The following is an 18,975-nucleotide window of genomic DNA, read 5'->3' on the forward strand; positions in this document are numbered from 1 at the left end:
GTCCCCATCCCTTCCGAGGAGCCCATGCACGACCCCATCCCCGACACCAGCCTCGGCTCGTTCGCTGCCGTCCTCGCCGGCGAACTGCCCGGCACCTGGACCAGCACGTACCACCCCGACCGTGGCGGCGACAACGACCACATCGATCTCACCGACGCCGTGTGGGACATGAACGACGTCGCCGACGCGCTGGCCAAGCACACCGTGGACCACTGCGCCGTGCTGCAGCGCCACGACGGCACCCGCCTGTTCATCGCCGACCCGCTGGGCCACGGCCAGGGATACCTCATCGCCGCCATGGCCCCCTCCCACCAACCGGCCGAGGCATTCCGTGGCGTACGCGAGCCCGACGGAATCGCCGTCGACGCCGACCCGTTCAGCGCGGCCGAGCACATCACCGTCGACCTCCTGCCCCGCTACTACGTCGCAGCCCACCAGGTCTTCAGGAACGCCGAGCAGCTCCCGCGGGCAGCCTCCACTCCAGAACGCCTGGTCATGACCTGGTCGGACGGCGCACTCGTGGTCGACAACCCTGTCCGAGCCGACGTCACCCAGGTATTCACCGACCACGGCTTCGTCCTCGACACCACGCGAGACGTCCTCGTCCTGTCGGGCGAGGACACCGCCCGCCAGGCCGCCTCCGTACAAGCCGTCGGAGATCGGCTCTCCGAACTGGGCCTAGGCGTTGTGCTGCCCACCCAGAAGGCACGGCCTGCGCTCGGCACCACAGCTGTCGCGCTGCCGAGCCCGTCCGTCACCTCCCCGCACCGGGGCCGATGACGCCCCGCAGCGAGGACCACCTCGTCCGCGCCGTCTGCGCGACGGCGATAGCCCAGAACCGCACAGGAGTAACCGCACGTGGGAAACCGTGCTGACGACGACGGCACCGACGTCACGATCTACCGCAAACCCCTCACCGACACCGTGCACGCCGACACCCCGACCGGCGCGCCCGAGCCGCTGCTCGCCCTCCTCGACACCCTCGGCTTTGAGCGCCGGACCCTGTCCACCCCCGGGCCGATCTACGTCTGGCACGAAGCACCCGCCCATCTCGACGAGGACGCGAAGAAGCAGCTCGCCACCCATGCCGTGCCGTGGCTGCACAAGGCCGGATACGTGGTCCACATCTCCGATGACGTCTGGGACGCCGCCGCCTACACCAACGCCGCAACGGCCGTGCGCGACCACCGCGCCCCGACCCCGCCGAGCACCGCAGCCGCGGTGCCTGCGGGCTGGCGTCCGGCCGGGAGCCACCGCCAGTGAGCCTCGCCGATGACCACGACGTCGACGTCACCTTCTACCACCGCGACGGGACGATCTACGCCGACACCCGCGCCGGCGCCCCCGAGAACCTGTTGGCCCTGCTCGACGGCCTCGGTCTCGACCGGCACGCTGCAGCAGACGACGTCTGGCATCAAGTCCCCGACGAGATGGACGAGATCGCCATGAAGGCCCTGGCAGACCGGGCCGCGCCTCTGCTGGCCCGTGCCGGATTCCGGGTCGACATCGACGCGGGACTCTTCGGCGGCAGCGCCTACCGCGCCGCGCTCGCCGACCAGGCAGCACACCGGCCACCAGCGCCACCCGCCGCACGAGCACGCCGTGCGCGCTGACCCCAAACCGCCGCCGGCCCCGGACTCAGGGGCCGGCCCCAACCCTCCCCAGGAGCCCGCCGTCACCCACGAGCCCGACCGCACGCCCCCGCCCATCACGGCCAGCCGCAAACCCCGCCTGGTCACCGCCCTGTTCCGCCGCTACCTGCGCGCCGTCACCGTCGGCAGCCGAGAGCGCGCCATCCCGCTGGCGGGCGGACGCCCCGAGGCAGCCCTCGACGAGGCCCGCCGCCGCGACATGTTCCTCCTCATCGACAGCCACCGCGTCCGCCACCACGACTAGCACCTCGAACCGGCCTGTTCAGGAGGCCCATGACCGACTCGCCCCTCCCTTCCGTACAGCTCGCCCAAGCCATCACCGCACAGATCGAACAGCTCCGCCAGCATCTCGCCCAGGCCCCGCCGCACGAGGCCGCCCAGATCCTCGCCACCGTCCTGGACTACGACACCGGCCTCCTCGGCGAGGTCACCAACCTCGTCTCCACCGGCTCGCGCTTCGCGAAGGTCCACTCCGAGCGCGGCGTCCTGCCGCCCGAGGTCTGGCTCGCGCTGGGCCGCGCCGCCAACGAACTCAACGACGTGGGCGCTGACCTCCACGAGCACACCGGCACCATCAAGCAGGTCGCCGCGCCCACCCCGCCCTCCAGCAGAGCGGCCACCGTGCCGGTCGCCTCCGCGATGGTCATCCGGCGGCGCCGGTGAAGAAGAACCAACAGTGGTCCGGCTGGGGCACCGCCGGCCAGCAGGCCCAGCAGCACTACCTCGTCGAGCCCCGCCACCTCGCCGGCGGCGGCGACCTGCGCCACGTCACCGAGTACCTGCGCGCGGCGGGCTGGAAGGACAAATCCAAGACCGGCGGCCCCGTCGTCTTCGACAGCCCCGACAAGTCCGTGCGCATCGGGTACGACCCGTTCACCCAGCCCGGCGGCTGGGCCATCAGCGGGAAACAGACCAAGACGCAGGAGGCATGGCACGCCACGCTCGGACGGCAGGTCCCCGTCGAGATCGTGGCCGGCCTCACCGACGCGCTGACCCGCCCGCGCTCCGCCCACGCCCCCAACGTGTGGGCGCCGCTGGAAGCGCAGGGCTGGGAGACCGAGCGCGGACAGCACTTCACCGCCCGCAGCCCCGACGGTGACGCCGCCGTCCGCTTCCACCAGGACGCTCCGGGACAGGCGCACTGGTGGGCCGGCGCCCGCAACGAGCACGGCACCGTATGGCAGGCGACGTTCACGCCGACCACGCCCATGCACCTGGTGGAAGCGTTCAGCACCGCGCTCGCCGACCCGCAGCCGGCAATGCGGCCCCTCGGTCACGTCCCGCCCTCACAGAGAATCCGCACGACCTCGGTGTCCGTGCTTCCCTCGCAGCTCAGTGCATGGCAGCAGGCCCGGATCACCGCGGCCCGCGCCGCCACCTGGGCCAGCAACACCTTCGCCACCAACAAGGCGCGCCTTCAAGCCCCCGGCGCCCGCCCGTACGCCAAGTCGGGGCGGATGCGGTGAGCCACGAACGCTTCTACTCCCGCGTCAACGGGCCCACCCTGCACCGCGTCAACGCAATCCGCTGGCTGAACGAGGTGTCGCCGCGCCACCTGGCCGGCGGGGGCGACCCCCGACACGTGACCGAGCAGCTGCTCGCGTCCGGCTGGGGCAACCACTCGGTCCCGGGCTATCCGCATGTCCTGCTGGAAAGCCCCGACCACCAGTGGCATCTCACCCTCGAACCCGCACAGGACGAGTTCATGCCGTCCTGGCGCGTCCACCCGGCCCAGGGCCACGCTTGGTCGGCCCAGTTCGGCATCCACACCCCGGTGGAAATCATCGCGGGCTTCATCGACGCTCTGCACAGCACGGGGCCCCAGCCGGAGGCCGAGCTGTGGCGTCTGGCGGCCAGCCGCGGGTGGACCATGCAGCTGGCCGGACGACAGCGCACCGCACTGTCCCCCGACGAGACCGCCTACCTGTCCCGCGAAACCTCGCTCGCCGAAACGCCCATCCATCGCTGGGCAGTTCAGGTCTCGGTGCCACTCTCCGAGAAGCAGCACCGGTGGATCTGGAACGCCTCCATCGACGAAGCCGCGCCGCCCGCGGCGCTCACCGGGTTCATCGACGCGCTCACCGATCCCGCCCCGCTGCTGCGCTGGGAGGGGCAGGAACCGCGGCACGCCTTCGGCTTCCTCGACTCGCGTCGCAGCTCCGTCACACCGGAACAGCACCGCCTGCAGCATCTGCGGCGCATCGAAGCCGCTCACCCCGCCCGCACGGACGCACCCGCCCCGGCATCGCCTCCTCCCGGACCGGCCCGCCACAAGCGGCGCCGCTGACCCGGGGCAGGCCCGTACGACCTCAACCTCTCGCTCGCCCAAGGACATTGATGCCCAACCCCTCCGCGCCCAGCGCCGACGACGTCGCGCAGGCGACCGCCACCCTGGCCCAGGTCCAGAACTACCTGCACACCAATCCGTCCGTAGCCGACGTGCTGCCGCTGCTCGCCCAACTCCTCGACGAGGACACCGGCGTCCCCATCCTGTTCGGCGACATCCTGCGCAACGCCGCACGCCTCATCGCCCAGGAGGCGAAGGAGGAGAGCGACAAGATGCACCTGATCGTTGCCGGGCTCCGGGAAGCCGCCCAGGACGCCACCGACTGGCACGTCCTGCACTGGGACGTACAGCGTCTGCACGCTCGCGCTGGTGAGTCCCCCGGCCCGTCGGCGTCGTGACACGTCCCTATATCGCCAGCGCGGCCGACGATCCCTGGTCGCGGATCTGGTGGGACACCACGCCCCGCCACCTCGCCGGTCCCGGCGACCCGCGCCATGTCACCCAGGCGCTGCGGGCCGGCGGGTGGAAGAACTTCGGCGACCCGGACTTTCCCCACGTGGTTCTGGCCAGCCCCGACTACCAGCACACGCTCGTCCTGGAGCCCACCCCGGAAGCATACGGCTCCTGGTGGCGGATCGCATCGACTGCGTGGGCAGGATGGCATGCGTCGTTCGGCGGCAACACGCCCGCCGAGATCCTCGCCGGATTCACCGACGGGCTCCTGCAGCCGGAGCCCGCGACCGAAGTGGACATCTGGCCAACGCTGCAAGCAGCGGGCTGGTCCTACGAGCGCGACGAGCGGGGCAATGAGCGCGCGCACCATCCGGACGGCATCACCAGCATTGAGCGGTCAGGGACGCTGACCGGCGACTACTTCAGCTGGAAGGCCGAAGTCGCGCTGCCCACCGGGCTCGGCGGCCACCGCCGTTTGTGGCACGGATACTTCGACGACCGCACCCCGCGCCACCTGCTCGCCGGCTTCGCCACCGCCCTCGTCGACCCCACGCCCGTCTCCCGTGGCCACTACGACGTCCCGCACTCGCACCTGGTCACGCAGGTGGAACGCGGCGCCCAGGGCGAACAGCTGGCCGCTGCCCGCGAAGCACGGCTGACGGCCATCAGGCCCAGCGCCCGCAAGGCCCGCCGCAGTGCCGCGCCGACAACCCGGCCTGCCGCGGCGCCCGACGCCGAGGCATCCAGATCTGCGGCCCGGAGCCGCTGACCGTGTGGAGCGGTCCCTGCCGCTCCACACCCCCGCCCCTCACACCTATCTGCCCCGAGAGTCTCCTTGACCATTTCACTCGAACCCGCGGGCCCGGCGCACCTGCTCTATCTGCGCCAGCTCGCCTATTACCTGCGGCACAGCCGGCAGATCCTCGCTGACTGGGACCACTACTCCGAGCGGCACTCCGACCCCCAGACGTTCCAGCCATACGACGAGGACGCGTACGGCCTGCGGCAGCAGAAACGTGACGCCGACACCCTGTCCGCGTTCGGCCGCGTGTACCACCACGCCGACGAACTCGTGCACGTCGCCGAACGACAGCTCGCCCGGCTGTCGCCCACCGACCGGACCCGGCGCTACGGCTGGCAGGTTCGAGAACTGCGGGATGCCACGCAGGGCCTCTACGCGGTCCACAACGACTGGCACGCGGCAGAGGCCGCGCTCCCCGAGAGCGCACAGCCCGGTACGAAGGCGTACGACGAACCGCTCGCCGAGAGCTACGCAGAAGCCTGGTCCTACCTCGACCAGTGGGCCATCCACGGCCAGGCGCTCTTCGCCGTCAACGCGCTGGCGCAGCGGCACTCCAGCACACCCGCGCCGACCCTGACCGCGACGGCGCCCGAACACCGGGCCGCCGCCACGCCGTCCAGGGCCCGGCGGTGACGGGCGTGAGCGACACCGTCGAGCAGGCGTTCATCGCCCCGCGCTACCTCGCGGGGATCGGCGATCCCGGCTGGGTCACCGGCCGCTGCACCGGGTCTCCGGCTGGAGTTACGGGTGGGACCCGCTGATACCGCACGTCCTGCTCACCAGCCCGGACCAGCTCACGCAACTGCGTCTCGCTCCCGGCGATCCGGACGATCCGGACTGGTGGACCATCCGGCAGGCTCGTACCGCGGATCACCCCGCCTGGGCGGTCACCTTCCAGAGCCGCACCCCCGTGGAGATCATCGCCGCCTTCACCGACGCACTGTCCGACCCGTCCGGGCCGCCCGCAGGTTCGTCCGACCCCTTTGCCCTGCTGCAGGAAGCGGGATGGGAAACGCCCCGGCACTTCGGCGGGCTCGCCGCCCCCGACGGCATCACGCGCGTGGAGCGGCTTGGAACTCACGGCAGCGACCTGTGGCACGTCGAGACGGCCGTCGTCCGGGACCCGACGATCTGGCGGGCCGTGTTCACCGGGACCACGCCGCTGCACCTCATCACCGCTGTGACCCGCGCGCTCGCCGACCCCGCGCCCGCCATGCGTGACCCTCGCCGCATCCCGGGCTGGGCCCGCGACCGCATGAGCGTGGACACTCGTCACGTCGCCGCGACCGACGTTGCCTTCGCCCTGGAGCGACGGATCACCGCCCTCGCCGAGCGGCACCGTCGCGCGACCGGCGTCGCTCCCGCGCCGCCCGGACCGGCACGAGGCCACGCACGCTGACCTGCCCGCCGCGACCGGCCCCTCTTCCTTCCCCGTACCTGGAACAGCCCTTGCCCCAGCCCAATTCCACGTCCACCGACGGCTACGACATAGCCTTCAAGGTCCTCCTCGGCGTCATCGCGGTCGCCGTGCCCCTGTCCAACCTCGCCTGGCTCGGCGGGAATCTCACCGCCTGGACCACCTCCTCGCACGCCGCCCCCTACCAGCCCGTTCAGGCCCTCCTGCACCCCGATCAGCTGTGGCCGGACCTGAGCGACACGTCCCTGCTGATCGGCACGCGCATCCTGCCCGTCGCCGTACTCGTCGCGCTCGGCATCACCGCCGCAATGCTCTACCAGCGGCACCGCGGCGGCAGCGGACGCAAGAAGCGCGTGGTCGGCATGGCCAAACAGCGCGACATCGAGCCGCTGATGGCCAAGGCCATCACCGACAAGGCACGCTCCCTGCGCCCGAGCCTGAAAGACGCCAAGCACATCGCCGCCGCCGACACCGGCATCCTCCTCGGCAATCTCCAAAGCACGAAGCACGAGGTGCGCATGGGATACGAGGACGTCGCCGTCGCCATCATGGCGCCCCGGTCCGGCAAGACCACCTCGCTGGCGATCCCCTCCATCCTCAACGCGCCCGGCCCGGTCCTGCTCACCTCCAACAAGGCCGCGGGCGACGCCTACACCGCAACCCTCGACGCGCGGGCAGCCGTCGGCCGGACCTGGTCGATGGACCCGCAGCAGATCGCCCACGCCGAACGGGCCATGTGGTGGAACCCCCTGGCCGACGCCAAAACCCTCGACGGAGCCGGCCGGTTGGCCGGGCACTTCCTCGCTGCGAGCGTAGACGCCTCCCAGCAGGGCGACTTCTGGTCCAAGGCCGGCAGCAACATCCTGAGCCAGCTCCTTCTGGCCGCCGCGCTCGACGAGCGGCCCATCACCGACATCATGGCCTGGCTCGCCTTCCCCGCAGACCGCACCCCGCTCGACATCCTGCGCGACCACGGCTTCGCCGCGGTCGCCGCCCAGCTCAAGGGCACCGTGGAAGGCCCGCCCGAAACAAGGGACGGCATCTACGAGACCGCCCGCCAGTACGCCGCCGCGCTGCTGAACTCGCAGATCGCCGCCTGGGTGACCCCGCAGAAGGACGTGCCGGAGTTCACCCCGAGGACGTTCGTCACCTCGACGGACACGCTCTACCTGCTGTCGAAGGACGGCGGCGGTGGAGCGTCCGCCCTGATCGCCGCGTGCGCGGACAGCGTGATGCGATCCGCGACCGCGCAGGCCGAGCGGGCCGGCGGACGCCTGGATCCGCCGATGCTCGCGATCCTCGACGAGGCCGCCAACGTCTGCAAAATCAGCGACCTTCCGGACCTGTACAGCCACCTCGGCAGCCGCGGCATCATCCCGATCACCATCCTCCAGTCCTACCGACAGGGCCAGAAAGTCTGGGGCGACGCGGGTATGGACGCCATGTGGTCCGCCTCCACCATCAAGGTCATCGGCTCCGGAATCGATGACCCCGATTTCGCCGACAAGCTGTCCCGCCTGATCGGCGACCACGACGTCGAGACGACCTCCACCTCGCACTCCGAGTCCGGCAAGTCCACCTCCGTGTCCATGCGGCAAGAACGCATCCTGGCCGCCGACGCCATCCGCGCCCTGCCCAAGGGCACCGCGCTCGCGTTCGCCACCGGCATGCGCGCGGCCATGCTCGACCTGCGCCCCTGGTATCTCGAGCCCGGCGCCGCCGAACTCTCCGCTGCCTCCGCCCGCGCCTCCGAGGGCATCACCGCCCGCGCCATCGCCAAGGCCGCCCCGAAGCAGAGCGACTTCGGCCCTGCCGCCTAAGCACTCCCGAGGCCGACCGCCGTACCCCACCCACCGGGAGGCAAGTCCCATCCACCCCTGCCCACATGCGCGGTGTCGCTCATGACCGAGCCGCCCGCCGAATCCCTGCTCTTCGACGTGCCGCCACCGCCCACGCCCGTCGAACGGCTCCTCCACCTGGCCGACCAGTACACCCAGCACAACGACGCCCTCGACCTTCTCCTGTACGCCACGGCCTCTCCCGCACCAGAAGCCCACGCTGCCTCCGCGCGGCGTCTGGCCGCCGACACCCAGTCCGCCATCAAGGCGATCCACGGCGAACGGCTCTATGAGAGCGTCGAGTTGACCGAGACGGTTTCGCGGCTGAGGCAGCTCGCCTTCCTTGCCGATGCCTCGGGGGACCTCAACGTGGCAACCGCTCGCGAGCTGACCGCGCTGGCCCCGGAAGCCGCTGTCGGCTGCGCCGTGACGCTGGCCGGCGAGACCCGTCGGCGCCGCTGGGTCACCGCACCGGCCCCCGACGACCAGCTGAACGCCACGCACCGCACTGCCCTGGCCGAGATCGCCTGCGGACACGTCGTGGCCAGCAGCTCTCTGGGCCGCGAATTCACCCGCTCCCGCGAGCCCAGGGTGCTGATGAGCACCCTGCGCGCTCTGGAGGCCAAGGGCCTGGCCGAGAGAACCGCCCGCTCGGCGCCCGCCGCCTACGTCGGAGGGCCGCCCCCGGACCGCGTACGCCTCACCGCGGCCGGCATCACCACGCTGGCCTCGGTCATCGACGCGCCTTCCGGCGGGCCGCGCCCCGCGCCCGGAACCACGCCCCGCCCTCTGCCCGCCGCCGCGCAGGCCACCACCCGAAGCCGCTGAACCAGCACAGGAGCCCTCCCATCCCCACGCCCCCACTCGACCTGCACGAACAAGTCCGCCAGCTCCGGCAGTTGGCGTACGACTTCGACGCCCTCAAGGCGCGCGTACGCGACATCTCCTACACGCCCGGCACGGACGCGCTGCGCCACGTCAGCCCCCTGCTCTTCCAAGCACAGGACCTCACGGCAACCGCCCTGGTGCGGCTGACCGCGCTCGACAACAGCACGTACACGAACATCGCCGGCAGCCGGGCCAGCCTGGAATTGCTGGCCTCGGTCGTGTCCTCGTCATCGCTCGCCGGCGCCGACTTGGCCCACGTCGTGCTCGCCAACCCCTACGAGGGCGCGCAGTTCGCCGGCTACCTGGCCGACGACGAGGCAGTACGCACCGTCCGTCACGCCGAGGCCATCCCGAAAATGAACGGCCACCTCGACGATGCCGTCCACCAGCTCGACCTGTGCGCGATCGGATGCCACTACCTCGCCCACGGCATCACCGAAGACCTGACCAGCGCACAGGAGCACAACCCGGCGGCCGTACAGCAGACGGCGGGTCCCGCGCTTACGCCGACCCAGTACGACGCCCTCACCGCCCTAAACGGCGGGGGCCGTCTGTACGAGAGCACCACCCGCGGACTGGGCGTGACCCGAGTCGCCACCGACGACGGCACACGTGTCTCCATCGCCACCTTCCGAGCCCTGGCCAAACGCGGACTCGTCATCCGCGACACCAGAACGTCGCTAGTGATCGGCCAGAAGATCACCGTGACCGAGCAGGGGCAGCAGGCCCTGGCCCGGCCGTGCCCCCACGCCGCACTGCGTACCGCAGTTGCCACCCCGCCCAAGGCCGCGGTCGCGGTCGCGGTCGCGCAGGGAGCCCACCGGTGACCGCGTACGCGCCCGACGACAGGGTCATGGTCTCCCCGCGGTATGGCCGGCGCCGGTGACCAGACCGCCCCTCTCCTTCGAAGGACACACTGTGGCCACCGCCACGCACCTCCACACTCCCCTCACTCAATCCCTCTGTGCGCTGGGGGTGTTCATCCCGGCTGGCGTCCATGACCCGGACGTCCAGCGCCGTCAGCTCGACCACCTCACCCAGGCCGGAGCCGACCTGTTCGAGATCGGCCTGCCCTGCGCGAACCCGGCCCTCGATGGCCGCCTCATCCGGTCCGCCTACCAGCGCGCCCTGGTCAAGGGGAACGTCCTGGACCGCACCGCCCGCGCCGTCGCACACGCCGCTTCGCTGCGCCCGACGGTGGTCATGACGTACTGGGACCCCGTTCGCCGCCACGGTCCCGAACGGCTGGCTCGCCTGCTCGCCGACGCGGGTGCTGCGGGGGTCATGGTCGTCGACCTGCCCCGCGGCGAAGCGCTTCGCTGGCACCACGCTGCACACGACGCCGGCCTGAGCACGCCGCATCTCATCCCGCGCGCCACTTCGGACGCCGACCTTCCCGCAGCGGTCGAGGGTGCGTCCGGCTGGCTCTACGCACCCGCGAGCAGCGGCCTCACCGGCTTCCAGGGCCCCCTCGACCTGGCGGCACTCGAAGCCTTCACCGAGCGACTGCGTGCGGCGAGTCCGCTGCCCGTGGTCTCGGGGGTGGGCATCTCCAGCCCCGGCCTCGCGGCCCACGTGGCGCCTCTGGTCGATGCCGTCGTCATCGGCACGCCGATCGTCCGGGCTCTGCTGTCGGATCCGGCCCCGGCCGCCGCCGTGACCGCAGCGTTCGCCCAGGCCCTGCAGCAGTCCCGGATCGATGCCTGACCCCGCCGGCCTCCACGAGGCCCTCGGTCAGATCGCGGCCGACGCACACGCGCTGCGGCAGCGCCTGCGCCGCACCCCCACCGACGGCGCCCGGGTGCTGACGGCCCGGATCGTCGAGGCCCAGGCACTCGCCGCCGCCGCGCTCCACCTCTTCCTCGATCTGGAGCGGGAACCGGCACACAGCCAGGCGCACCTGCTCCACCTCAGCCATCTGGCGCGCACCGCCAAGACCGCCCAGGACGCGAGCGCGGAACTGACCGCCGCACTAGCACGCGCCGTCGAGAATGAGTGCCGCCGCCGCGACGCCACGACGTCGCCGCCCGTACTCCTGCGCCCCACACCGCAGCAGTTCATCACCTCCGCCGCCGACCTGCTCGACGGGCTCCCATCCCCGCCCCGAGACCAGCTCCGGCCCTCCGCCGCGCCCATGCCGCCGGCGTGCTGAAGCGGCTCCCAGACCTCACACCCTTCAGGGACCGACCATCACCCAACAGCCCCAGTTCCGCGCCCTGTCCTTGGGCGCCGGAGTCCAGTCCAGCACCCTGCTCGCCCTGTCCGCCGAGGGTGTCCTCCTCCCCAAGGTCGATTACGCGATCTTCGCCGACACCGGATGGGAACCCCGCTCGGTGTACGCGCACCTCGACCGTCTGGAGCGCGAGATCGCCGCCCCGGCGGGTATCTCCGTCCTGCGCGTGTCCACCGGCCGCATTCGCGACGACGCCCTCGACCCCGATCACCGGTTCGCCTCCATGCCGCTCTACATCCTCAACCAGGACGGCCGGCCCGGGATGACCCGACGGCAGTGCACAGGCGAGTACAAGATAAAGCCGATAAAGCGACAAGTCCGCGAACTGCTCGGCTACCCCTACCCCGCACGCATCCCGCGGGAGGTGTTCGTCGAGCAGTGGGTCGGCATCTCCACCGACGAGTTCCACCGCGCCAAGGACGCGGACGTGAAGTACATGCGCAACCGGCACCCGCTCATCGACATGGGCTGGTCGCGCACCGACTGCGTCCGCTACCTGACCTCGCTGGGCCTCGCCGACACCCCCAAGAGCAGCTGCCTGGGATGCCCGTTCCACGGCAACGCGCAGTGGCGCCATATCCGCGACACCTCGCCCGAGGAATGGGCGGACGTCGTCGAGTTCGATGCCGCCATCCGCCAAGGCAACGCCCGTGCGAACGCGAGCGGCAACCGCCTGCTCGGCCAAGCCTTCCTGCATCGCTCACGGATGCCCCTGAGCGAGGCCCCCATCGATCACGTCACCGCCGCCGAGTGGGCTGCCCTGCAGCAGGAACTGGGCAGCGGCGAAGACGCCACGGAGCTGGAGGAAGGCGTCGCCGACGGATGCTCGCCGTGGGCCTGCCGCGGCGACGCCGACGCTCTGACTCGCGACGACTTCGGGCTGGCCACGTGATCGTGCTCGACCTGTTCGCCGGACCGGGCGGCTGGAGTCACGCACTGACCGTCCTCGGCGTACGCGACGTCGGCCTGGAATGGGACGAGTGGGCGTGCAAGTCCCGTGCCGCAGCGGGGCAGTTGACCATCCGCACGGACGTCGCGATGTATCCGGTGTGGCCCTTCCTCGGCAGGACGACCGGGCTCATCGCCAGCCCGCCCTGCCAGGCGTGGTCGATGGCCGGCAAACGCCTCGGCCTCCTCGACCAGCCCCTCGTCCACCAGGCCGTCGCCGATCTCGCCACCGGCCGCGACACCCGGGCGAAGCTCCTGGCCGCCTGCCAGGACGAGCGCTCCCTGCTGGCCGCCGAGCCCATGCGCTACCTCCACGCCCTCCACCAGCACGGCCAGCCCGAATGGATCGCCATGGAGGAGGTCCCCGGCGTGCTGCCGCTGTGGCGCCAGTACGCCGCGATCCTGCGCAGTTGGGGCTTCTCCGTGTGGACCGGCATCCTGAACGCGGCCGATTACGGGGTGCCGCAGACCAGGCGGCGGGCGATCCTGCTCGCTTCGCGCACCCGCACCGCCGAGCCGCCACCGCCCACTCACGCCAAGGCCGGCGAACCGGAGTCGTTGTTCGGGCCGGGCCGCGCGCAGTGGGTGTCCATGGCCGAAGCCCTGGGCTGGGGCGCCACCGACCGCCCCGTGCCGACCGTGTGCGCCGGCGGCGGGCCGGGAGGCGGGCCCGAGCCCTTCCCGTCCGGGTCGCGCAAGACCCTCAGCGACGCGCGCGACCGCGGTACCTGGAAGCCCCAGAGCAGCGTGGTCCTGCAGTCTCGCGGGGAAGGAGCGGGATGGGCTGCGCGCCACGGGGCCAGGGAAGGCCGGCCGACGCATGCGCCCGCGCCGACGTTCACCGGGGAGGCACACCGGTGGTCGTGGTCGTTGCGCAGCAACAACCAGTCCAACGCGACCGTCCGCTCCATCGAGGAACCGGCCGGCACTCTCTTCTTCGGCCACCGCGCGAACGAGTGCGTCTGGGTCGCCGCGCCCGCGCCCAGCGACACCGAGGACCAGCAGCCGGTGCCGGAGTCCATTCGGATCACGGCTGAAGAGGCCGGAGTGCTGCAGACCTTTCCCGCCGACTACCCCTGGGCCGGCAACAAGGGCCAGCAGTTCTCCCAGATCGGCAACGCGGTCCCGCCCCGGCTCGCCGCCCATCTCCTGGCCCCGCACCTGGGCAAGACCCTGCATCCCGACGACTTCGCCCTGGCCGCCTGATGGCGCAGTACCGGTCCGACCCGTACGAGGACGACGTGGACGACGTGCACGCGCCGCGCCCCGTGCACTATGCCGAGCAGTCCCTGCTCGGCGCGCTCCTCCTCGAACCCCACCGGCTCCACGACATCGACGCCCTGGACTCCGGCCACTTCAGCAACCATGCCCACGGTGCCCTCTGGCAGGCGATGCGCGACCTTACGCCGCCCGAGCCGGACACGCACCGATCCAGCCCGGCCTGGCTGAACGCCGTGCTCGATGCGGCACGCCCGCATGCTCCCGGGCTCACCGCCTCCTATCTGCACACCCTCATCCAGGTCTGCCCCTGGCCCAAGCACGCCACGTCGTACGCGCGGATGGTCGAGGCCGATCACGCCCGCCGCACGGTACTCATGCACGCCGAACGCCTCGTCCAGACCGCCGCCGACACCACCCTGCCCCATCCGGTGGCCATCACCCTGGCCCAGGCCGACACGCTCGGCCAGTTCCTGGACACGCTCGCCGGGCGCTTTGCCTCACACCCCGGCTCCCTGCCCCGCACCGCAATACCGGCTACGGGGGCGGGGCGCCGCGGTGAGGAAGCCGTCGACGAGGAACGGCTCCTCCTCGCCACGGCCACCGCGCACCCGGCAGAGTTGAAGGGCATGCGCTGGCTGCAGCCGGACGACTTCACCGTGCCCCTACACGCCGCCCTGTGGCAGTGCCTGACCGCCCTGGTCCATAACGGGGAGCCGGTGGACGCCGTCACCGTGCTCTGGGAGGCCCAGCACCGCGGACTCCTCGCCGACGGCCTCGACCCCCGCGACCTGATCGACCTGGTCTCGACGCCCGTGGGCTCACCCGCGTATTGGGGTGAGCGGGTTCTCCAACGCGCCCTGCTGGACCGCGCAGCCGATGTCGGCACACGCATCGCCGCCTACGCCCAGGACTCGGCCAACACCCCGCACCAGCTGATCACCGGAAGCCGCCGCACCCTGGCCGACCTCACCACCCTGCGCACCCGCTGGACACGCAGCACCAGCCCTCCGCCAACGCCTCGCGCGCCACGCGGCCCGGCCGTCTCACGAGCCGGCCCACCGCCGCGAACTACAGCTCCCAGCGCCCGAGCACTCCGATGACCCCACCCGCTCCGGCCGGCCCACGCCGGCCGGAGCCGTGAAACGAGACCAGATTGCCCAGCCCCACAGCAGACCTGCACCTCCGCCTCGACTTGCTCAACGGCCGCCCCAGCGCCGTCACCGCCACCATGACGGGCACCCCCACCCACACGGTGCGGGCCCTGCTCGCCCTCCACGGATTCGTGCCCCTCGACGACACGATGATGGTCATGGCCCGCATCGACCGCGAGGAGCCTTACTACGCCGACCAGGCCGCACACGCCCTACGCGCGGAAGGCGTCGCCGTGGACATCACACCCCGGCTCCGTGAAGAGATCAACACCGAATGGACCTGGGCCAACTACCCCATGCACTGGTGCACGCCCGACGAAGTGCGCGAGGTTTCCAACGATGCCCAGAAGATCTACGACGACATACGCTCCGGTCGCCTGGTCATCCACGCCCACGCCCACGGCTGGACCACCGTCGCCGTCGGCACCTACCGCGACGGACCGAGCGTCCACCTCCACGGCGAGAACCACCTCCGCGTAGAAGCAGGCCAGTTCGGAGGCCCCGCCACTGCTATCGCCGAGTTCGAACGCCTCTACGGCGACGCCGTACGCCCCGGCCCCGCCCCGGCTACGGACACCGAACTCGAAGCCGAGCAGGCACGCAGCCCGTCGGAATCCGAAAGCAAGGCGGCCGACGCCCAACCACCCACGAGAACGGCCGACTGTGCCGTGACCGACGCGGGCGGGACTGACCACGAGACACTCCTGAACGACTTCCTCGAAGCGCACGGAACGTGGGAGAAGTGGCGCACCTGGTCCGACGACACCACGCACGCCGTCCACGAATCCCTCGTCCTGCGAGCCGAGTTCATCCACGAAGCGGACCCTAGCGATACCCAGTGGAAGATCGCGGCGTACGAGAGCCCGGTCGGCGAACGCCGGTGGCACGCCACCGCCAACACCGTGGTCCCCGTAGAGATCATGCGAGTGCTGCTCGACAGCCTTGCCTCCACCGATGCGGCCGAGATCGCGGCGGGCAGTGAGATCACGGAGACCACCATCCGGGAGGCCACCCGTCCGCTGGCCGACGCCGGCTGGGAGCACGCCGTCGACGGCCGCTTCATCCGCTGGCAGGCACCAGGCGATCCCCCCGGCGGCGTCCAGTTCGACGCCCTGGCAGCGAACGCTCAGCAGTCTGACCTGCCGGCCTGGACCTTCTGGAGAGACGGCAACCACGGCAGACCGGGGTGGGCAGTGCACTTCTCCCCACGCACAGCCGCCGCCGTGCTCCAGGACGTGGCCTTTGAAATGGCCGTCGGTCTCGACGGGCCGCGCGCCGGCACCGGTCCGCAGAGCCGCCTGCGCGCCCCGTCCCCCGCTGCACCTCTGCGGGCCGCTGCCCCATCCAGGACACGCTGACGCCATCGCGGGGAACATCCGCCCTCGCGTGCACCTCGCCCGAAAACCCGAACCCCGCGCGTGTACCCGCGATGCAGCAGCTTGGATGTTTTCGTCGTGCACGCCGGGGCCGCCAGACCTGTCGAAGATCGCCAACGAATGCGCAGCAGCAGTCAGCGCGACGCTAATCGTGGCCGCGCTCGTTCTGGCTCGCTTTGCCATCGCGAGCTCCGCCCCCGTAAGCCGACGCCGCGATGATGCGTGAGCGCTCCGGAGTCTTCCCAGGTCACAGGGCATATCTAGACCCGTGCGAGAAGTAATGTCAGATATGGCTGTTATACAGAAACGATGGCATATAACAAGAATGAGGAGCAAGATCCATATCGCGTGGATCCAGATACCTACGATTCGGAGGACCTGACGGCGGACGAGCGTGATCTGTTCGCTGAGCTCGGGCAGTCTGCGGTGGCCGCGCCCGAGTGGCAGGAGTTGGTCCGCGCCCCCGGGTTCATGCGGCGGCGGGTGTCCCTCGCTCTTTCGGGAACGCTGCACGACTTGGCACGACGCCCGGGACCGCAGCCGTTCCCGCGGCAGCGGTATGACCTGGTGAGTTTGGCGTTGGCGGCGCTGGATGCTGTGGTCTCGCGACAAGGGCTGGAGGATGAGGCCACCACCGAGGAGATCGTGCGCTTCTTGAGCGGGATGGCTGAGCGGTCCGCGCCGGACCGTCCCCACTACGAGCACATGGCCGTGGCCCGGTTCGTGTGGCGGGGCCTGCTCAACGACGACGCCGGTGGCGCCGATTTCACTGTTGATTGCAGCGATTTCCGTGACGGTCACCAGATGCAGCCAGTGCGGTTCCATCTGGTCCGCGAGGAGCCGCACCGCTCCGGCAATCCCGTGGTCCGGGCCAGCAGCGAGGCAATCAATGTGCTGTTGAGCGGTCTGGACCTGGCGGTGGAAGATGCGCAGGCGGCGATGGACACGGTGCTGCGTCGCCAGATCGAGGGCGGCCAGTGGAGCCGGGCTGAACAGAGCGCGGCTCAAAGCCTGCGTCTGTCAGTCGCCTATGCCGAGCGGGTGCGCACCGTACTGGTGGCGACGGAACGCGACGTCGCATCGGTCGACTGGAACCAGCGGGCACCCGAGCTGCTGAACGAAGCGCGCGAGCACCTCACTGAACGTCTTGCAGCCGAAGGTGACCTCATCGACCGGCTGCGCCAGGCCCACAGCGGCTTCGGAGATGACCAAGTACGGCAAGCCTGCGGACGGGTACTGGACCTGTTGCAGCGCGCCTACACACGCCACTCGGAACTTCACGGGCAGGTCATGCGCGCGGAACCGACCTTCCTGGACGCCCAGGCGGCCCAGCGATTCCGGCCCCCCGCGCAGCTGCACACGGTCGCGATGAAGGAAGACGTCTTCACCCCGCTGCTGAACCTGGACTGGCCCGAGGCCCTGGACGTCGCGGAGGCGTTCGCCGAGGCGGTGTGCGGTCCAGTCGTCGGCGCCCTGCCGGTCCTGGCTGACCTGTATCCGATGCTGCTCACTCCGCCGCGGGAGAACCTGGCCGCGTTCCCCAACGAAGACGTAGAGATCATCGACGACGGACTGGACACGGCACCGGCCTTCGACAGCATCGTCTGGGAACAGGCACTCACCGTCCTCACCCGGGCCCTGGGCGGGCCGGTGCGGCTGTCGCAGCTGCTGGCCGACGCCACGCCCTTCGGCCCCGTGGTCACCGACCTGGTGGCGCTGAGCGTGCTGCGGGCCTTCGCGCCCAACCCCGAGGACGCCGAAGCAGACACCGCCGACCCGGACCCGGCCGTCCGACTGAGAAGCCTGATGGCCTCCGAACTCATCGTGCTGGACGACGGCACCTCCCTTACCTCGGCCACCCACCAGGGCAGCGACCTGCTCGCCCTTCCCGTGCCCGCCGTACGCCACGTTGCAACAGAAGAGGCCGCTTGATGAGCACCACCGCCGCCCCGCGTACCCAGCAGATAACCGATGCCGCCAGGCTGGTGCGCTACGCGTGCCAGCCCCGCCGCAAACCGCTGGGTGACGCCGATTACCACGAGCTGTTGGAGCGCTACCGGTCCTCGCCCGCCTTCCGGGAGGTGGCCGATGCCATCGCTGAGGGCATGACGCTGAACGTCATCACGGCCCACGCCGAGGAGGGCCTGCGAGTGTCGGCCATGACCGGGGGACTGTTCGCCTTCAGGCTCACCGACCTGCCTGCCAAGATGCGCGACCCCAAGGACCGGCTGGTCTACGGGCTGATCCATGTGGCGATCGCCGCGCACGCCTACCCCACCGCCGCCGATCTGGAAGAGGAGACGATCAAGCGGGTCTCGGTAAAGGAGATCGACGCGTTCGTCCGCCACCTGATCCACCGGCTCCGCGAGGAAGCCGAGGATGACGCCGGGCTGCTGCCCGCAGCAGCCGCCGCCCAGGCCGCCTGGAACTCGTACGACGCGCTGTCCCCGCACCGGCTGACCAAGACCGGGCAACTGGCCGCATCCTCCAGTCTCGGCAAGATCAAGGCCGTCCTGGAGTGGCTCGTCGGGCAGGGCTACGCCCAACAGGCCAGAGCCCTGGGACCGCTGGAGTACCGGCTGCTGAACAGCTTCCGCCTGCAGGTCGCCGGCGCCGCTGCCTTGCCCGCCTTCCAAAAGATCACCGATGTACGCCGTCAGCAGATCGCGGACACCGACCCCCACCCTGCTGCCGCCGAGGAGAACTAAA

General features: G+C 70.8%; 23 protein-coding genes and 1 pseudogene. All 24 read left to right on the forward strand.

What is annotated here, in order from left to right; genetic code table 11:
• On the forward strand, nt 1–780 hold a 780-nt coding region (locus tag ABT004_RS19960; protein WP_351338476.1), incomplete at its 5' end, for a hypothetical protein.
• Between the two features lie 78 nt (nt 781–858).
• Nucleotides 859–1,263: a hypothetical protein gene (locus ABT004_RS19965; RefSeq protein WP_351338478.1), complete on the forward strand. Its 405-nt coding sequence runs from the start codon at nt 859–861 to the stop codon at nt 1,261–1,263.
• The gene (locus ABT004_RS19970; RefSeq protein WP_351338481.1) at nt 1,260–1,613 is read left to right on the forward strand and encodes a hypothetical protein; all 354 of its coding nucleotides are present in this window, start codon (nt 1,260–1,262) and stop codon (nt 1,611–1,613) included. The genes ABT004_RS19965 and ABT004_RS19970 overlap by 4 nt, the downstream gene beginning before the upstream one ends.
• Complete coding sequence (locus ABT004_RS19975) at nt 1,603–1,896, forward strand: hypothetical protein (protein WP_351338483.1); 294 nt, start codon at nt 1,603–1,605, stop codon at nt 1,894–1,896. The genes ABT004_RS19970 and ABT004_RS19975 overlap by 11 nt, the downstream gene beginning before the upstream one ends.
• A 29-nt stretch (nt 1,897–1,925) precedes the next feature.
• A complete protein-coding gene (locus ABT004_RS19980) occupies nt 1,926–2,315 on the forward strand; it encodes a hypothetical protein (protein WP_351338486.1) in 390 nt (129 codons plus the stop codon).
• Nucleotides 2,312–3,118, forward strand: a complete 807-nt coding sequence (locus ABT004_RS19985) for an SPDY domain-containing protein (RefSeq protein ID WP_351338489.1) — start codon at nt 2,312–2,314, stop codon at nt 3,116–3,118. Before ABT004_RS19980 ends, ABT004_RS19985 begins: the two co-directional genes overlap by 4 nt.
• Nucleotides 3,115–3,939 (forward strand): SPDY domain-containing protein, encoded by an 825-nt coding sequence (locus ABT004_RS19990; RefSeq protein WP_351338492.1) that lies wholly within the window; start codon nt 3,115–3,117, stop codon nt 3,937–3,939. Before ABT004_RS19985 ends, ABT004_RS19990 begins: the two co-directional genes overlap by 4 nt.
• A 50-nt stretch (nt 3,940–3,989) precedes the next feature.
• The gene (locus ABT004_RS19995; RefSeq protein ID WP_351338495.1) at nt 3,990–4,337 is read left to right on the forward strand and encodes a hypothetical protein; all 348 of its coding nucleotides are present in this window, start codon (nt 3,990–3,992) and stop codon (nt 4,335–4,337) included.
• Nucleotides 4,334–5,161, forward strand: a complete 828-nt coding sequence (locus tag ABT004_RS20000) for an SPDY domain-containing protein (protein ID WP_351338498.1) — start codon at nt 4,334–4,336, stop codon at nt 5,159–5,161. The genes ABT004_RS19995 and ABT004_RS20000 overlap by 4 nt, the downstream gene beginning before the upstream one ends.
• Before the next feature lie 66 nt (nt 5,162–5,227).
• On the forward strand, nt 5,228–5,827 hold the full coding sequence (locus ABT004_RS20005) for a hypothetical protein (RefSeq protein WP_351338501.1): 600 nt from the start codon (nt 5,228–5,230) through the stop codon (nt 5,825–5,827).
• A 5-nt stretch (nt 5,828–5,832) separates the two neighbouring features.
• Nucleotides 5,833–5,955: a hypothetical protein gene (locus ABT004_RS20010; protein ID WP_351338504.1), complete on the forward strand. Its 123-nt coding sequence runs from the start codon at nt 5,833–5,835 to the stop codon at nt 5,953–5,955.
• A gap of 41 nt (nt 5,956–5,996) precedes the next feature.
• Nucleotides 5,997–6,092: pseudogene (locus ABT004_RS20015) on the forward strand (DUF317 domain-containing protein); the annotation flags it as partial.
• 12 nt (nt 6,093–6,104) lie between these two features.
• Nucleotides 6,105–6,593, forward strand: a complete 489-nt coding sequence (locus ABT004_RS20020; protein WP_351338506.1) for an SPDY domain-containing protein — start codon at nt 6,105–6,107, stop codon at nt 6,591–6,593.
• 50 nt (nt 6,594–6,643) lie between these two features.
• Entirely contained in the window at nt 6,644–8,431 is a 1,788-nt protein-coding gene (locus tag ABT004_RS20025; protein ID WP_351338509.1) for a type IV secretory system conjugative DNA transfer family protein, read from the forward strand.
• An 81-nt stretch (nt 8,432–8,512) separates the two neighbouring features.
• Nucleotides 8,513–9,277: a hypothetical protein gene (locus ABT004_RS20030; RefSeq protein WP_351338511.1), complete on the forward strand. Its 765-nt coding sequence runs from the start codon at nt 8,513–8,515 to the stop codon at nt 9,275–9,277.
• A gap of 71 nt (nt 9,278–9,348) precedes the next feature.
• Nucleotides 9,349–10,164, forward strand: coding sequence for a hypothetical protein (locus ABT004_RS20035; RefSeq protein ID WP_351338514.1), 816 nt, complete (start codon nt 9,349–9,351; stop codon nt 10,162–10,164).
• 91 nt (nt 10,165–10,255) lie between these two features.
• A complete protein-coding gene (gene trpA, locus ABT004_RS20040; RefSeq protein WP_351338515.1) occupies nt 10,256–11,044 on the forward strand; it encodes a tryptophan synthase subunit alpha in 789 nt (262 codons plus the stop codon).
• Complete coding sequence (locus ABT004_RS20045) at nt 11,037–11,489, forward strand: hypothetical protein (RefSeq protein WP_351338518.1); 453 nt, start codon at nt 11,037–11,039, stop codon at nt 11,487–11,489. The genes trpA and ABT004_RS20045 overlap by 8 nt, the downstream gene beginning before the upstream one ends.
• A gap of 97 nt (nt 11,490–11,586) precedes the next feature.
• Nucleotides 11,587–12,462: an adenine nucleotide alpha hydrolase family protein gene (locus tag ABT004_RS20050; protein ID WP_351338589.1), complete on the forward strand. Its 876-nt coding sequence runs from the start codon at nt 11,587–11,589 to the stop codon at nt 12,460–12,462.
• Complete coding sequence (locus ABT004_RS20055) at nt 12,462–13,724, forward strand: DNA cytosine methyltransferase (RefSeq protein WP_502966962.1); 1,263 nt, start codon at nt 12,462–12,464, stop codon at nt 13,722–13,724. The genes ABT004_RS20050 and ABT004_RS20055 overlap by 1 nt, the downstream gene beginning before the upstream one ends.
• The gene (locus tag ABT004_RS20060) at nt 13,724–14,839 is read left to right on the forward strand and encodes a DnaB-like helicase N-terminal domain-containing protein (RefSeq protein ID WP_351338523.1); all 1,116 of its coding nucleotides are present in this window, start codon (nt 13,724–13,726) and stop codon (nt 14,837–14,839) included. Before ABT004_RS20055 ends, ABT004_RS20060 begins: the two co-directional genes overlap by 1 nt.
• Before the next feature lie 53 nt (nt 14,840–14,892).
• Nucleotides 14,893–16,248, forward strand: coding sequence for an SPDY domain-containing protein (locus ABT004_RS20065; protein ID WP_351338524.1), 1,356 nt, complete (start codon nt 14,893–14,895; stop codon nt 16,246–16,248).
• A gap of 327 nt (nt 16,249–16,575) precedes the next feature.
• Nucleotides 16,576–18,198 (forward strand): hypothetical protein, encoded by a 1,623-nt coding sequence (locus tag ABT004_RS20070; protein WP_351338527.1) that lies wholly within the window; start codon nt 16,576–16,578, stop codon nt 18,196–18,198.
• The gene (locus ABT004_RS20075) at nt 18,198–18,974 is read left to right on the forward strand and encodes a hypothetical protein (RefSeq protein ID WP_351338529.1); all 777 of its coding nucleotides are present in this window, start codon (nt 18,198–18,200) and stop codon (nt 18,972–18,974) included. The genes ABT004_RS20070 and ABT004_RS20075 overlap by 1 nt, the downstream gene beginning before the upstream one ends.
• The last annotated feature ends 1 nt before the right edge of the window (nt 18,975 follow it).

It is taken from the genome of Streptomyces sp. NPDC002790, from assembly GCF_040295505.1.
In the GTDB taxonomy this organism is placed as follows: Bacteria; Actinomycetota; Actinomycetes; order Streptomycetales; family Streptomycetaceae; genus Streptomyces.